The organism is Saccharopolyspora sp. NPDC003752, from assembly GCF_053605825.1.
Genome location: NZ_JBSGJZ010000008.1, coordinates 245292 through 260253 on the forward strand (window position 1 = coordinate 245292; position 14962 = coordinate 260253).

Below are 14962 nucleotides of genomic sequence, written 5' to 3' on the forward strand. Positions count from 1 at the left end.
ACGACTGCCAGTCCCGGGCCGTGCACGTCGGTCATTTCGCGCCGCCGATCGTCGCCTTGAGCTCCCGCAGCACCGTCAGCTCGGTCTCGGTCGGCGCCTGCAGCACGGTCGGCTCGTCGACGACCTTCAGCTGCCAGCCCACCGCTTCCCGGGCCTGCTCGACCGTCGCGCCGGGGCTGAGCTGGGTGAGGGTGAGCTCGCAGGTCTCCGGGTCCGGCTCCAGCACGCCCAGGTCGGTGATCACCTTGACCGGGCCGCGGCCGCGCAGGCCGAGCTCCTCCCGGTCGCCCTTGCCGGTGCCGTAGCCGACCGAGGTGACGAAGTCGACCTTCTCCACGAAGCTGCGCGGGCTCATCCGCATCACGATGAGCACCTCGCGGCAGGACGCGGCGATCTCGGGCGCGCCACCGGCGCCGGGCAGCCGGACCTTCGGGTTGGCGTAGTCGCCGCCGATCACGGTGGTGTTGATGTTGCCGAAGCGGTCCACCTGCGCGCCGCCGAGGAAGCCGATGTCGATTCGGCCGGGCTGCAGCCAGTAGTTGAAGATCTCCGGCACGCCGATCACGGAGTCGGCGGTGTCGGCCAGCACGCCGTCGCCGATGGACAGCGGCAGCCGGTCGGGCTTGGCGCCGAGCGTGCCCGATTCGTAGATCAGCACCAGGTTCGGGGCGTGCGTGCGGCGCGCCAGGTTCGCGGCGGTGCTGGGGAGGCCGATGCCGACGAAGCACGCCGCGCCGTCGCGCAGGGAGCGGGCGGCGCCGACGGTCATCATCTCGTCGGAGGTGAATTCGGCGGAGCTCATCGGGCACTCCTCTCGGTGCTGAGGACCTCGGTCTCCAGCCAGTTCTCGAACTTCTCGCGGTCCCGTCCGATCGGGTCCCACTGCTGGTAGTAGGTGTTGTCGCGCTCGTAGTAGCCCTGCGCGTAGGACGGGGCGGCGCCGCCGGGCACCTCCGCGACGGCGGTGACCACCCACTGCGGCAGCACCACGGCGCCGGGGCGCGGGGCCAGCTCGTCGACGATCTCCTCGACGGTGACCAGGGAGCGCTTCGAGGCCAGCACGGTCTCCTTCTGCACCCCGGTGATGCCCCACATCTGCACGTTGCCGGCCCGGTCGGCCTGCTGCGCGTGGATGATGCCGACGTCCGGGTTGATCGCCGGGACGGCGGCCAGCCGCTCGCCGGTGAAGGGGCACTCGATCATCTTGATGGTGTCGGTCTGCGCCGGCAGGTCGGTGCCCGCGTAGCCGCGCAGCACGGCGAAGGGCAGCCCGGAGGCGCCGGCGGCGTAGCGGTTGGCCATGCCGGCGTGGCTGTGCTCCTCGATCTCCAGCGGCACCGGCCAGGAGTTCTGGATGGCGTCGCGGAAGCGGTGCAGCGAGCCGACGCCGGGGTTGCCGCCCCAGGAGAAGATCAGCTTCCGCGCGCAGCCGGCCCCGATCAGCTGGTCGTAGACGATGTCGGGCGTCATCCGGACCAGCGTCAGGTCCTTGCGCCGCTGCCGGATGATCTCGTGCCCGGCCGCGACCGGGATCAGGTGGGTGAAGCCCTCCAGGGCCACCGTGTCGCCGTCGTGGACCAGCTCCGCGATGGCCTCGTCGAGCTGCAGGATGCGAGCCACCCCGACCACTCCTCGCTGTGCGCATAGTGAACGTCTGTGCTTTCTGCGAACACTACGGCAGCGCGCCGAATCAGGTCAAGGGAAGGGCATGCGGTTTCGCCAGGTCCGGGGCCGTTCACGGGCATGCGGGGACCCGGCATCGACGGGGGATCAGCCGACCGGTCGTCCCGGGGCTGCGCGTGCCGCTAGGGCGGTTTGAGGCGCGGTCACGTCAGAGGTAGCCGGTCTCCGGCAGGTCGTCGGCGGGCAGGGCGAAGACGCCGACCGCTGCCTCGGCGGCGGCGGTGGCCTGGAGGTAGCCGGTCTCGCCCCAGGAGAGGAGGTCGCCGGCCTTGCCCGGGTGGACCAGCAGCCGCCGGTAGGTCCGGCCGCTGTCGGGGTCCGGTTCCGGCGGGTGCACGGCGGTGATCAGCGCGGCCATCCGCACCTGGGCGTACGGCGAGATGCCGTCGTCCACGCACTGGTACCCGAGGTAGTGCGGCTCGCCGATGCCGACGGTGACCTCTTCCATGGTCTCCCGCCGCAGGATGTCGACGTACTCGACCTCGCCGGGCTCCGGACGGCCGCCGGGCAGCGAGTGCTTGCTGCCGTCGAGGCGGATGAGCAACCGGCCGTCCGGGACGAAGAGGAACCCGTACACCTGCCGCACCGGCAGGCCCTCGGGCACGGCGCTGGTGTGCCAGGTGAACTTGGGCATCGCTGCGGGTCCCTTCCACGAAGCCGGAAAAAGATCACCCTAACCGAGGAGGACGCCGAATTCCCCGATCGCCGCGCCGCTGTCGATTGCAATGCCGCGCCGGGCTCGTCGCTCGAGGAACGCGACGGTCCGCAGACCCCTCCGCAGCCATGTTGCCCAGACGTCGGCGCAGGTTTACGGCCGGCCCCCGCTGAACCGGATCAGAGCCGCGAAATCCCTTTCCTGGCAGGAAGGGCGTAAACCGCAACGTTCTGATCGGCAACCGATGGTGCGTAACCACCAGGGCGAACGGCAAGAAGGGACACGGCAGTGTCGAGAAGAGACAGCAAGCTCGCGCCGGATCTCTCCCGGCGAGGTTTTCTCCGCTTCGCCGGAACCGGTGCCGCATTGGCCGGCCTTTCCGGGGTGGCACTGGCATCCCCGGTCGGCGCCGCGCCGGCCGCTCCGCTGGCGGCGGCATTACCACCGCCGTCGGGCGGCAACTACTGGCGCGAGGTCGAGCGCCTGTTCATGCTCGACAAGAAGGTCCTGTTCATGAACGTGGGCACCGTCGGCTCGCCGCCCATCGAGGTCGTCGACACCGTCGACCGGGTGCATCGGGAGGTCGCGATCGGCGCGTTGTCGGCGTACAGCGACTTCGCCGACGTGCGCGCCGTCGCCGCGCGCGGGTACGGCTGCGATCCCGATGAGCTAGTGATCTCGCACAACACCAGCGACGGGATGTCCAAGATCATCGCAGGGCTGGGCCTTCGGGCGGGAGACGAGGTCCTGACCACCAACCACGAGCATCCCGGCGGGAACGTGCCGATGGCCATCGCCCGCGACCGGCACGGCGTGGTGCTCAAGCGCGTTGAACTCCCCGTCGGCAACGATCAGCGAGCCGAGGACTACGTGGCGCTGTTCGGAAAGGCCATCACCGCCAAGACGAAAGTGCTGCTCTTCTCCGCGCCGACCTACAAGACCGGCACCATGCTGCCGATCCCGATGCTCGCCAAGCTCGCGCAGTTGCACGGGTTGACGACCGTTGTGGACGGCGCGCACATCCCGGGGATGATGGCGTACGACTTCCACGAACTCGGCGTGGACTTCCTCGCCGGATCGGCGGCGAAGTGGCAGTGCGGGCCGGGGGGCACCGGCGTGCTGTACATCCGCAACAAGGTGCTGCCGCAGTACAACCCGAACCCGTTGCCCGAGTTCTGGCCGGTGGTTTCCAGCAGCTACCCCGAGGCCGGGGGACTGCCGCCGCGGTCGAACGGGCCGGTCGAGAGCTACGACATCGCCGAGTACCTGCAGTCGATCGGCAACGGCAGCATGGCGATCATGGCCGGGGTGCGCAACGCGTGCGAGGTGTGGGACCGCATCGGCCGGCAGCGCATCCAGGACTACGTGCTCGGGCTTTCCGGCTATCTCAAGGAACTCGTCGCCGAGCGGTGGGGCGCGCAGGCGCTGTACTCGCCGAAGGACGATCCCCGCCTGGCGTGCGCGCTCACCTGCTTCAACCCCTTCCGGAACTCGCAGGACGTGTACGACAAGGACAAGTCCGGAGCGTTCGTGGCCCGGCTGAAGGAGCAGTACGGAATCGTCATCCGCAACACCGACTTCCCGGTGATCGGCATGACGCGCCACCCGTACCCGGTGCGGATCTCCACGCACCTCTTCCACCAGAACGACGACGTCGAACGCGTCGTGGAAGCGATGTGGGAGCTGTCCGGCGCCATGGCCTGACCCGATCCACCAGGGGCGCGGGGGATCCCCGCGCCCGGACCCCTGCTGTTCCGCCGGAATCAACCGGATGCGAGAAGAGAGGTTCCGATGCAACGCCAACAATCGTCCCCAGCGCGCAACCGGCTCCGCCGGCTCACCCGCCCGGCCGTGATCGCCGCCATGGCCGGGGTCATCGGCCTCGGGATCGGCTCCCAGACGATGCCCGCGAGCGCGGGCGACGAGAGCGGGAACGCGCACCGGGTGATCACCTCTCCCGATGCGCCCGCGGCGATCGGCCCGTACTCGCAGGGGATCGCCGTCGGCAACCACGTCTACCTGTCCGGGCAACTGCCCCTCGACCCGAAGACGAACCAGATCCCCGAAGGAGCGACGATCCAGGACCAGACCCGGCAGGTCCTCCGGAACCTGGAGGCGGTTCTCGAAGCCGCGGACATGTCTCTCGGCGACGTCGTCAGCACCACGGTCTACCTGACCGACCTCGACGACTTCGCCGCTTTCAACGCCACCTACGCCGAGTTCTTCGCGCAGCGGCCGCCGGCCCGCGCGACCGTCGAGGTGGCGCAGCTGTCCCGCGGCGCGAAGTTGGAGATCTCCGCCATCGCGGTGCGCTGACCGGGCTGCCGCGCCCGATGTGGGAGGGACACCGCGAGGTCGTCCTCCCACATCGGACTGTCAGGGCACGATGACGACGTCGTGCAGATCCCGAGTCGAAAGGCCCGGCGGCCCTGGGGCGTACGGAGCCGGGGGCGGGCTGTCGTGAACGTGCAGCGCCCAGAGCCCGACGACGTCGGCGGCCGCCACCAGGACCGCGGCGACCGCCAGTGTGATCAGGCGCCGACGGCGGTCGCGCCGCTGCCACTCGCGCTTCGCCTTCACGTAGGCGTTCGGGGACGAGGTGGCCTGGGCCGCGAGTGCCTCGAGCGAGTCCCGCACGCGGGCCTCGGCGTCCTCCAGCATCACCGCCTCCCACCCTCGATCCGCATGGCCAGCGCCGACATGCCGCGGAAGATGTGCGACTTGACGGCGCCGACGCTGATCCCCATCGACTCGGCGATGTCGGACTCCTTCAAGCCCATCCAGTACCGCAGCACTAGAGCCTCCCGCTGCCGCCCGGAGAGGGTCTGGAGCGCGGCGATGACCTGGCGCTGGTCCTCGCGGAGGAGCACCGACGACTCGGCGGATTCCATCGTCCGCTCGCCGAAGCCGTCGGCTTCGAACTGGGCATGCCGGCGGCGCACCTGCAGGTGCCGGATCCGCATCCGGGCCAGATTGCAGACGGTCGAGCGCAGGTACGCTGGCGCGGACTCGGGTGAGTGCAGCCGCCGCCACTGGCGGTGCAGTTCGCAGAACGCCTCGGACACCAGGTCCTCGGCGTCGTGCTCGGCTCCGAGCAGCAGGGCCAGCCGGAGCAGCTGGGTGTGGTGGGAATCGAAGAGCGCGGCCATCGCGGCCTCGCGCTCGAGGTCGTTCAGGCCGGTGTTGCGCGCTTCGGGTACGCCGGGGTCACGCGCGGGCGGCGCGACCGCCGGCTCGGGGACAGAGTCGGGCAGGTCGGCGGAAACGCTCTTGCGGGCGGTCACATCAGCGCCCTTCTCTGCTCGGGCACCTTGGCGAGCAACCGGGTCGCCGCCTGAACGACGCCGATGACCGCGAGATTGGCCGCGAGAGCAAGCAAACCGGCGAACAAAGTCAGGTGCAGGCCTCCGAAGTGGACGGTGACCGTCGGCGCGAAATGACCCCAGGTCACCATCGCCGTTCCGCCGAGCATGCCCGTGAGCCAACCGGCGAGCAGCGCCGTGCGGCCGGGTGCGGCCGGTAGCAGGCCGAGCAGCAGCGCGGGCAACGTCTGGAGCACCCAGACGGCGCCGAGGAGGTGCAGCTGTATCGCGTTGGTGTTGTGGAATCCTAGGGCGAACGCGAGCGCGCCCACCTTGACCAGCAACGACATCGACCGGGCAACGCAGGCCTCCTGCTCGCTCGTGGCGGCCGGGTTGAGGTACTCGACGTAGACGTTGCGGGCGAAGAGCGTTGCCGCGCCGATCGACATCACCGCGGCGGGGACGAGTGCGGCGACGACGAGGGATCCGAGGAGACCGCCCGCGAGCCACGGTGGCGCCACCTGCTGGATGAGCAACGCGACAGCCTGGTCGGCGCGGCCCGGTGGAGGGGCGACGCCGATGGCGATGGCCGCCGCTCCCATCACCGCGAAGACCCCGAGCACCAAGGTCCAGCCCAGCAAGGCCGGAATGGTCTGTGCCACAACGCGTTTGGTCCGCCCGGAGAAGGCCACCATGAGCACGTGCGGGAAGGCGAACAGGGCAAGCGCCGACCCGAGTGCGAGGCTCCCGTAGGCCATCGCGTTCTCCGGGTTCAGGGTCGCTTCGAGGCCACGGGACCGCAGCGCCGACTCCGCGGCCGGCCACAGGCCGGCCCAGTCGGTGCGGCCCGACACGAGCAGGACCAGCACGATCGCGGATCCGACGACGAGGGCGGCTTTGAGGACGGCCACGGCGCTCGGCGCGCTGAGCCCGTGGCGGTACGTCGAGGCGGCGAGCACCGCGAACACGACGGTCAGGGCGAGATCGCCGACGAGGCCGCCCGGATCGATGCCGACGACCGCGAGAACTGCCTGGATCCCGATCAGCTGCAAGGCGATGTACGGCATCGTCGCGAGGATTCCGGTCAGAGCCACCGCAAGCGCCAGGCCGGGTGAGCGGTAGGTACCGCGGATGAAATCCACGGCGCTGACGTAGCCGTGCCGGCGAGCGGTTTCCGCCATCCGCGGCAGCACGACGAGCACGAGCGGGTACACGATCGTCGTGTACACCAACGCATAGAGGCCCATACCACCCGAGCTGAAGACCACCCCGGGCACGGCGAGGAACGTGTAAGCCGTGTAGATCGTCCCGCCGAGAACGCACCACAGCATCAGCGGGCCGTGCGAGCGTCCCACAAGCGCCCACTGCTCCAGATCTGTCCCCGTGGCGGTCGAAGCGGGCGGGCCGGTGCGGGGGCGCAGCATGGCCAAGGTCGAGGCGGCTGTCACGACGCCGACGGCGACGACCGTGGTGGTTCCGTTCATCTGGCCTCCTTGATCGACAGTGGTCGCAGGCGATCTGGCCGGTAAACCGAATCGGCGCACTGCGCAACTGAAGGGCGAGCAACCAAAGAGCGCGGAACGAAGCAGGCGACAGTCCACCACAGCGATCACCGGCATGGAAGGGGTCTGGGCAACCACCCGAGGTGGGTGTGACGGCGCCACCAGTGGGCCGATTCCGCTTGTGCGCCCATCGACGAGATCGTCCGGAAGCGAATTCCCAGGACTGGAGGTCAATGTGGACCAGACCACTAGGACCGGCGCGCCGCCGGCGAACCGCAAACTTCTCGTGCTGGCCGGAGTTCTCCTGTTGCTCCCGTTGGTGGGGCTGCTCTGGGTCGGCAGCTACGCGCGGAAGGAACCGGTGATCGGCGGGTTCCCGTTCTTCATCTGGTACCAGTTCCTGTGGGTCTTCCTCTGCTCGGCGATGACGTACGCGGCGTACCGCCTCGTGCTGAAGGCGCGCCCGCACCGTCCGATCTCTGAGGACGGTGCCGGGGCCGGCGAGGAGGAGGTGGAGCGTTGAACCCGGGTCTGAACGGGATCGCACTCGCGGTGCTGGTCCTGTTGTTCGCAGTGGTGGCGGTGCTGGGTTTCTGGGCGTCGCGGTGGCGGCGTCCGGCGAGCATGGACAGTCTCGACGAGTGGGGGCTGGGCGGGCGGTCCTTCGGCACCTGGGTGACGTGGTTTCTGCTGGGCGGCGACCTCTACACGGCGTACACGTTCATCGCGGTGCCGGCGGCGATGTACGGCGCGGGTGCGGTGAGCGGCTTCTTCGCCGTGCCTTACACGATCGTGCTGTACCCGATCATCTTCGTCTTCATGGCACGGCTCTGGTCGGTGAGCCATCGGCACGGCTACGTCACGCCGGCGGACTTCGTCCGCGGCCGGCACGGTTCGCGAGCACTTTCGCTCGCTATCGCCGCGACGGGCTTCATCGCCACGATGCCCTACATCGCGCTGCAACTGGTGGGCATCCAGGCCGTGCTCGAAGTCGTCGGTGTCGGCGGGTCGGGGAACTGGTTGGCCAAGGACGTTCCGCTGTTCGCGGCGTTCCTCATCCTCGCGCTGTACACCTACACGTCGGGTCTGCGGGCCCCGGCGGTGATCGCGTTCGTGAAGGACGTCCTGATCTACGTCGTCATCATCGTCGCGGTGATCTACCTGCCGGCCAGGTTCGGCGGCTGGGAGCACATCTTCGGTTCCGCAGAGGCGAAGATGGCCGCTCCAACCGCGGCGACCGGCAAGCCTGCTGGCGTTTTCATCCCGGGCGCAGCGCAGTTCTGGCCGTACGCGACGCTCGCGCTGGGGTCGGCGATGGCGCTGTTCATGTATCCGCATTCGATCACGGCGACGCTGTCCGCGAACAGCCGCAACACGATCCGGCGCAACGCGGCGATCCTGCCCGCGTACTCCTTCGTCCTCGGCTTGCTCGCGCTCCTCGGCTGGGTGGCCATCGCCGCCGGGACCGAACCGGTCGGGCTCGACGGCAAACCCAACGCCCAACTGGTCATCCCGCAGTTGTTCGAGGACGCCTTCCCGGCCTGGTTCGCGGGTGTCGCGTTCGCGGCGGTGGCCATCGGAGCGCTGGTGCCTGCGGCGATCATGTCGATCGCGGCGGCGAACACGTTCACCCGCAACATCTACCGGGAGTGGTTCCGGCCGAACGTCACCGCCGAGCAGGAGGCGCGCGTGTCCAAGATCGCCTCGCTGCTGGTCAAGGCGTTCGCGTTGGTCTTCGTGCTGCTGCTCGACAAGCAGAACGCGATCAACTTCCAGCTCCTGGGCGGGATCTGGATCCTCCAGACCTTCCCGGCCGTCGTGTTCAGCCTCTACACCCGCTGGTTCCACCGGTGGGCGCTGCTCATCAGCTGGGCCGTGGGCATGGCCTACGGCACCATCAAGGCGTACAACGTGTCGACGCCGACCACGCCGCATTTCGGTGGGTCCGTCGCGTCGATCGAAGGCCTCGGCGAGCTGGGCTACATCGCCCTCACCGCCTTCGTCATCAACGCCGTCGTCGCCGTTGTGCTGACCCTCGTGTTCCGGGCGGTCAAGGCGCCCGGCGGGCGGGACGAGACGGTTCCCGCCGACTACTTCGCGGATGCGGGGGACCCGCGCGCCCGGAAGTCACCGACAGCGCTACGAGCCCCCACCGCGGAAGGAGGGGAGTCGACCTCGTTGCGCAACAGCTAGTGCCCGGCGCGGATGTCCTTCGTGGATCGATCGCCGACGGCCCGCCTCCCCTTGGGAAGGCGGGCCGCAGGGTCGAACCGCTACGCCACGGCTCCTCGTGCTGCTTGGGTGGCCTTGTGCAGTGAATCCACGAGCAGGTCGCGGTACTTCTCGGCCGTTGCCGGGTCGTCGCCGGTGATCGCGTCGTCGATCGCCGACAGCGGCTGTACCGCGTAACCCGTGTACAGGCCCGGCGCGTAGACCATGTGCTTGTACCAGTCCCGGCCCGGCAGGCCTTCCTGCTGGGTCAACGCGCGTTCCTGGGCGATCAGCGCGTCGTTGATGGCGTCGGCGCGCTCGCCGCGGACGCCGTGCGCTTCGTCCTCCAGCCGTTTGGCCGCCGCGTGCCATTCCCGCGCCGCGGCGTACGCGGGGGAGAGGTCGACGACCTGGCCGTCGGCCTGCTTCTCGTCCAGGTCCCGCAGGTGGCCCTCGACCGCTGTCGCGTAGTCGGAGTAGAGCATCGGCGCGATGTCAGAACCGGCCATACGCAACGCGAAAGTGCCCGCGTACGCGGCGGATGCCTCGTGATACCGGTAACCGGGGTCGAGGAACTCGCGCATCATGCGCAGGTCGTCGTAGGCGCTGTGGTACTCGCCGCTCGGCGTCGACGTGCCGAACTCGGCCGAGGCGATGCCGAGGTGGTCCAGGAACGGCGTGTAGTCCGAGCCGCTGCCCAGCCGGTCCGGCACCGGGTTCTGCTCGCCCGAAGCCTGCTGCCAGTTCCGGTACAGCGTGCCGTGCTCGGGATCGCGGACGTCCTTGGCGATGTCGGCCAGCACCGCGTCGAGCGCGGGGACCGAGCCCGCGGAGAAGTCCTTGCCGCCGCCCGCGCCGTCCATGTTCAGGTACACCAGGGCGTTCTCCAGCAGGTCGGCGCGGTGCTGTTCGACCCATTCGGTCGCGCCCAGCAGCCCGTACTCCTCGCCGTCCCAGCCGGCCAGCACGATGGTCCGCTCCGGTTGCCAACCGCGGTCGCGCAGTTCGGCCAGCGCCCGCGCCGCTTCCATCAGCGTCGTCCACCCCGACACGTCGTCCTTGGTGCCGTAGGTCCAGGAGTCGTAGTGCGCTCCCAGGACCACCTTCTGCTCGGGGTGCTTCGAGCCGGGGATCTCGACGATCACGTCGTTGACCGGGATCTGCCGGTAGTCGATGTCCAGGTCGAGGTCGACCCGGGTCGGCCCGGGGCCCACCCGGTAGGTCAGGTCGAGGCCGCCTTGCCATTCCGCCGGCGCCTCCGGGCCTTGCAGCGCGGCCAGCAGGTGCTGTGCCTGGCCGTAGGAGATCGGGGTGGTCGGCACGCTCGTCATGTTCTCCGCGTCCGATGGATCGAGGCGCGGGGTGCCCTGTGTGGACGGTCTGCCCGGCGTGAGCGGGTCGCCCGGGTACTGGAAGATGTACTGCACGCTGCCGCGCTGGATGCCGTCGGCATTGCGCCACGGTCCGTCCGGGTAGACCTCGCCCCGGGTGAAGCCGTCGTCCGCGGGGTCGGAGTACAGGATCACGCCCGCGGCGCCGTGCTCTTCGGCGACCTTCGACTTCACCCCGCGGAAGCTCTGCCCGTAGCGGGCCAGCACGATCTTGCCCCGGACGTCGACGCCCATCTCGGCGAGCCGCGCGTAGTCGTCCGGCAGGCCGTAGTTGACGTAGACGACGTCCGAGATGGCTTGCCCGGCCGGCGAATAGGCGTTGTAGCCGACGACTACGTCCTCGAAGTTCTCGTGCCAGGGGTAAGGAGGCTCCTTCACCTCCAGCTCCCGCCGCTGCGGGCCGGTCATGGTCACCGCGATGTGCTGCGGCACCGAGGCGTAGACGCTGTAGCTCTCCAGCCTTGCGTTCAGGCCCCACCTGGTCAGCTCGTCCACCGAGTAGTTCGCCCTGCGCTCGGCGCCTTCGGTGCCGACCCGGCCGGGGTAGGTGGACATCGCTTCGCTCATCCGCGCCGCGCTGTCGGCATCGACCTCCCGCTGCAGCGCCCGCTCCCAGGACCGCAGGTCACCGGGCCCGCCCTGGGCGGTCGCCGGCGAGGTCTGCGCGGTGAGCCCGACCACGAGTGCCGTGGCCAACGCCGCCGAACCGAACAACCACCTGCGGGGCCGGAGCGGTGCGTGCTGGGACATCCGTCCTCCTGAATGCCGTGGCATGCAGCGAGCAAGATTCGGTTAGCAAGACGAAAGGTACAAAGGGCTATCCGGGCCGCACAACGATCATCACTCGTTTGCCCGGGTTACTCCTCGGTCGGGCCAGCGGCGATGCCGAGTCGGGTGCACGTCGGGGCGTCCAGGTAGTCCAGGGCCAGGCGGCGGAAGACGTAGTCCGGGAAGGAGTGGGCGTAGCCGATGTCCGCATCGGACACCGGGCCGCGCGGCTCGAACTGCATGCCGGCGTACTTCGCCACGTAGGTCTCCAGCGGCACGCCGTGCTGCAGGCCCAGCGAGACGGCGGCGAACAGGCTGTCCAGGAAGCCGCTGAGCGGGCTGCCCTGCTGCCCCAAGCTCACCCAGACCTCGCCGAGCTTCCCGTCCGGGTAGGCGTTGGTGGTCAGGTGGCCCGTGACGCCGCCGATGTCGAACCGGAGGGTGTAGCCGCGGCGGCGGCGCGGCGGGTGCTGCCGGGCCGCGCTCTGATCCATCCGGATGACCCGGCGCCTGCGGCGTGCCGGGGCGTCGGTGCGGGCCATGCCAGGGGGCGCTCCTTCGTGAGGTCGTCCTATATGGACAATGCGAGACGGTACCGCAGCGCTGCGCCACCGCCGCGCCCGGGCGGCCGCTTCACGCCCGGCGCCGCGCGCGCAGCGCCCCGTTCGACAGCACCACATCGGTGCCGAACTCGGCGCTGATCCGGGCCAGTGTGGCGCGGAGCCAGTCGGCGTCGGCGGCCGATGCGGGGTGCAGGTACATCTGCCTGGCCTGCATCGGGAGCATGCGCAGGTCGACGAGTTCGCCACCCGCGTCCAGCGACGCGAAGAACAGCAGGCGCAGATCGTCGCGGTACTGCTCGTAGCCCGGGATGCCCTCGTAGTCGTCGATGAAGTCGCCGCAGCCGTAGAGCACGAGCCGGTTGTGGTAGATCTCGATCGGCCGCGGGTGGTGCGAGGAATGCCCGTGCACCAAGTGCACGCCGCCGTCGATCAGCCGGTGCGCGAAGCGGACCTGGCCGGCACCGACGCGGTACTGCCAGTTCGTGCCCCAGTGCAGCGAGACGACCACGATGTCGCCGGGCCGGGTCCGCTCGCGGATCTCGCCGGCGATCTCGGCGGCGCGCCGGTCGGAGAGGTCCGGCAGGAAGTTCACGCCCGACCGCTTCGCGGTCGCCGCCCAGCTCGCCGGGATGCCGCTGCACGCGGCGCCGTAGCCGAAGACCACGACCCGGCCGCGCGGCGTGCCGATCACCGCCGGCCGGCGCGCCTCCGCCGCGTCGTGCCCGGCGCCCACCCAGCGCAGACCCGCCCCGGACAACGCGTCGAGGGTGTCGTCGAGCCCCCGGCGGCCGAAGTCCAGGACGTGGTTGTTGGCGAGGCTGCAGACGTCCGGATGCCCGGCGGTCAGGCAGCCCACGTTCGCCGGGTTCATCCGGTAGTGCACGCCCTTGCCCGGGGCGAACTCCCCGTTGCAGGTGATGCTGGATTCCAGGTTGATCACCCGCACGTCGGGCGCGGCGACGTCGAGGGCGCGCAGTGCGCCGCCCCAGGGCCAGGCGAAGCCGACGGGCTTCGTGATCGGGCCGTTGCGCGCCTCGGCCGCCGCGACGTAGCTGCGCGCGTCGTGCAGGTACGCCTCGTGCAGGCCCGGATCGCCGGGGTGCGGCAGGATCTGGTCGACGCCGCGACCTGGCATCACGTCGCCGCACAGGAAGAGCCGGATCGGTTCCATTCCGCTCACGGCGTCAGCACGATCCAGACCTGGCCGGGCGCGGGCAGCAGCGGCTCGCCCGACGGGCCGGTGTAGGTGGCCGCGGCATCGGGGGCGGGCCGGGACCAGGTGCCCTCGAACGATCGCCCGTCGCGGAGCACCGAGACCGCGCCGCTACCGACCGTTTCGGCGATCGGGGACGGGTTGCCCGCGGCGTCGCGGATCGCCGACTCGCGGACCTTGACCCGCTCGATCACCACCGTCGGCGGGCCGAGCCGCCCGCCGTCGACCGACGCGAACGGCGCCCCGTCCATCGAGGCCAGCCACCGGTGCTCCGCCGCGGACCACTGGAAGCCGACGGTGGCGGAGGGGAAGGTGACCTCGTAGTGGTCCGTCGGCGTGCCGCCGGCGGGGGCCGGCCCGGCGACGATCCGGTTCTGGCCCGGCCAGGGCGCGCCGGGCGGCAGCTTCGCCGGGTCGAGGAACAGGTTGTGCGGGGCGGTGCGCGACTCGTCGCGGGTGTAGGCGGCGGGCTGGTGCCCGTCGGAGGCGTCGGTCACCGGGGCCGCCGCGATGAGCGGCAGCAGTTCGGGAGCCGCACCGGAGTACGCGAGCGTCGGGTGGCCGAACTGGGGGAGCAGCACGGCGTCGGTCTCCCGCGCGCTTCGCACCGGCCCGATCGTCGGCGGCTGGTGCGAGGCGAAGATCGCCAGCAGGCGGCTGTAACCGCCCTCGACCGGCTCGACGTAGATCACGTCGGCGGCGCCGATGCCGACCGGTGGCCGGGCATCGGCCACGTTGTCGATCTTCACCGCGAGCACCGGCGGGCCCGGCGGCGGGATGCCGGCGGACGGCGGGGCGGTGCCGCTGGTGGCGGGCTGCTGTTCCGGCGGCGCAGGGGACCCGGCGCGCGGCGTCGAGAACAGGCCGCAGGCGGCCGTGCCGAACACCGCGAGCAGGATCAGCGCCGCTGCGAACAGCGTGCGCGTGCGCCCGCGTCGCATCGTTTCTCCTGGCAACTCCTCCGCGCTCCAGGCTACGCCCGCAGTGCGCCTGCCAGGGCGGGAAAGCGGGTCAGCGCCAGGCGAAGACCGGTTGCTCCAGGTCGGCGACGCGGGTGTCCCGGCCGTGCAGCACGACCTCGCGGAACTGGTGCAGGACCGCCGCCGTGGGGGCGTGCACGAGGGTGTCCAGCAGCGGCAGCTGGATGACCGGCCGGTCGGACTCGGCGATGGCCACGAACCGGGGCGCGACGTCCAGGTCGGACAGCGTCACCAGGTCCACCCGCGCGACCTCGTCCGGGCTCGGCGACAACTCCGGCGCGGAGCCGATCCACACCACGATCGGCGCGATGACGTAACCGGAGCGCGTCGCGTAGTCGTCGAGCCGCCCCAGCACGTCCTGCTCCCGCGCGGCCACGCCCAGCTCCTCGCGCAGTTCGCGCAGCGCGGCCTGCCGTGAGTCCTCGCCGGGATCGAGCCGCCCGCCCGGCAGCGCGAACTGGCCCGCGTGCGCGCGCAGCGTCGCCGCCCGGCGGGTCAGCCAGACGCCCAGCTCGCCGCCGTCGCTGGCCAGGGTGATCGCGACCGCCGCGGCCCGGCGGCCCTGCAACGGGATTCGCCTGGTGCGGAACCGGGCCAGGCGGGCCGCGATCTGCCGGCGCGCGTCGTCCGGTCGCTGCGGGATGGTGGCGAGTTCGTCGGCCATCGCGGTCCTTTCGGTCGGGCGCCGGGGGAC

The 14962-nt window shown here is 70.5% G+C and carries 15 protein-coding genes; 4 read left to right on the forward strand and 11 right to left on the reverse strand.

All coding sequences use genetic code 11. The features are described 5' to 3' along the window. Positions 1-31 precede the first annotated feature (31 nt). From ACWEV3_RS13610 to ACWEV3_RS13620, 3 genes are all read right to left on the reverse strand, one after another. Positions 32-802 (reverse strand): CoA-transferase subunit beta, encoded by a 771-nt coding sequence (locus ACWEV3_RS13610; RefSeq protein WP_452614138.1) that lies wholly within the window; start codon positions 800-802, stop codon positions 32-34. Continuing rightward, positions 799-1620, reverse strand: a complete 822-nt coding sequence (locus tag ACWEV3_RS13615) for a CoA transferase subunit A (protein WP_452614139.1) — start codon at positions 1618-1620, stop codon at positions 799-801. The genes ACWEV3_RS13610 and ACWEV3_RS13615 overlap by 4 nt, the downstream gene beginning before the upstream one ends. A gap of 211 nt (positions 1621-1831) precedes the next feature. Next, positions 1832-2317 (reverse strand): NUDIX domain-containing protein, encoded by a 486-nt coding sequence (locus ACWEV3_RS13620; RefSeq protein ID WP_452614140.1) that lies wholly within the window; start codon positions 2315-2317, stop codon positions 1832-1834. A 309-nt stretch (positions 2318-2626) separates the two neighbouring features. Here ACWEV3_RS13620 and ACWEV3_RS13625 point away from each other — a divergent pair, with 309 nt between their 5' ends. Beyond that, entirely contained in the window at positions 2627-4042 is a 1416-nt protein-coding gene (locus ACWEV3_RS13625; protein ID WP_452614141.1) for an aminotransferase class V-fold PLP-dependent enzyme, read from the forward strand. 87 nt (positions 4043-4129) lie between these two features. Further along, complete coding sequence (locus ACWEV3_RS13630; protein ID WP_435830084.1) at positions 4130-4654, forward strand: RidA family protein; 525 nt, start codon at positions 4130-4132, stop codon at positions 4652-4654. A 60-nt stretch (positions 4655-4714) separates the two neighbouring features. Here the strand turns inward: ACWEV3_RS13630 and ACWEV3_RS13635 are convergent, their stop codons facing one another. From ACWEV3_RS13635 to ACWEV3_RS13645, 3 genes are read right to left on the reverse strand one after another with little or no spacing between them, the layout of a single operon-like run. Beyond that, complete coding sequence (locus ACWEV3_RS13635) at positions 4715-4999, reverse strand: hypothetical protein (RefSeq protein ID WP_452614142.1); 285 nt, start codon at positions 4997-4999, stop codon at positions 4715-4717. Continuing rightward, positions 4999-5622, reverse strand: a complete 624-nt coding sequence (locus ACWEV3_RS13640) for an RNA polymerase sigma factor (protein ID WP_452614143.1) — start codon at positions 5620-5622, stop codon at positions 4999-5001. The genes ACWEV3_RS13635 and ACWEV3_RS13640 overlap by 1 nt, the downstream gene beginning before the upstream one ends. Beyond that, on the reverse strand, positions 5619-7280 hold the full coding sequence (locus tag ACWEV3_RS13645) for a sodium:solute symporter family protein (protein WP_452614144.1): 1662 nt from the start codon (positions 7278-7280) through the stop codon (positions 5619-5621). Before ACWEV3_RS13645 ends, ACWEV3_RS13640 begins: the two co-directional genes overlap by 4 nt. Positions 7281-7377: 97 nt before the next feature. Here ACWEV3_RS13645 and ACWEV3_RS13650 point away from each other — a divergent pair, with 97 nt between their 5' ends. Both ACWEV3_RS13650 and mctP read left to right on the forward strand, forming a co-directional pair. Beyond that, positions 7378-7665: a DUF3311 domain-containing protein gene (locus ACWEV3_RS13650; protein ID WP_452614145.1), complete on the forward strand. Its 288-nt coding sequence runs from the start codon at positions 7378-7380 to the stop codon at positions 7663-7665. Next, complete coding sequence (gene mctP / locus ACWEV3_RS13655; protein WP_452614146.1) at positions 7662-9335, forward strand: monocarboxylate uptake permease MctP; 1674 nt, start codon at positions 7662-7664, stop codon at positions 9333-9335. Before ACWEV3_RS13650 ends, mctP begins: the two co-directional genes overlap by 4 nt. Positions 9336-9415: 80 nt before the next feature. Here the strand turns inward: mctP and ACWEV3_RS13660 are convergent, their stop codons facing one another. The 5 genes from ACWEV3_RS13660 to ACWEV3_RS13680 form a co-directional block, all read right to left on the reverse strand. Further along, a complete protein-coding gene (locus ACWEV3_RS13660; RefSeq protein ID WP_452614147.1) occupies positions 9416-11494 on the reverse strand; it encodes a M28 family peptidase in 2079 nt (692 codons plus the stop codon). Between the two features lie 107 nt (positions 11495-11601). Continuing rightward, positions 11602-12054 (reverse strand): TSCPD domain-containing protein, encoded by a 453-nt coding sequence (locus ACWEV3_RS13665; protein WP_452614148.1) that lies wholly within the window; start codon positions 12052-12054, stop codon positions 11602-11604. Between the two features lie 91 nt (positions 12055-12145). Next, positions 12146-13246 carry a CapA family protein gene (locus ACWEV3_RS13670; protein WP_452614183.1) on the reverse strand — a complete coding sequence of 367 codons (1101 nt, stop codon included), beginning with the start codon at positions 13244-13246 and terminating at the stop codon, positions 12146-12148. Between the two features lie 5 nt (positions 13247-13251). Next, positions 13252-14229 carry a DUF3048 domain-containing protein gene (locus ACWEV3_RS13675; RefSeq protein WP_452614149.1) on the reverse strand — a complete coding sequence of 326 codons (978 nt, stop codon included), beginning with the start codon at positions 14227-14229 and terminating at the stop codon, positions 13252-13254. A gap of 70 nt (positions 14230-14299) precedes the next feature. Next, positions 14300-14932, reverse strand: a complete 633-nt coding sequence (locus ACWEV3_RS13680) for an NUDIX hydrolase (RefSeq protein ID WP_452614150.1) — start codon at positions 14930-14932, stop codon at positions 14300-14302. Positions 14933-14962 lie beyond the last annotated feature (30 nt).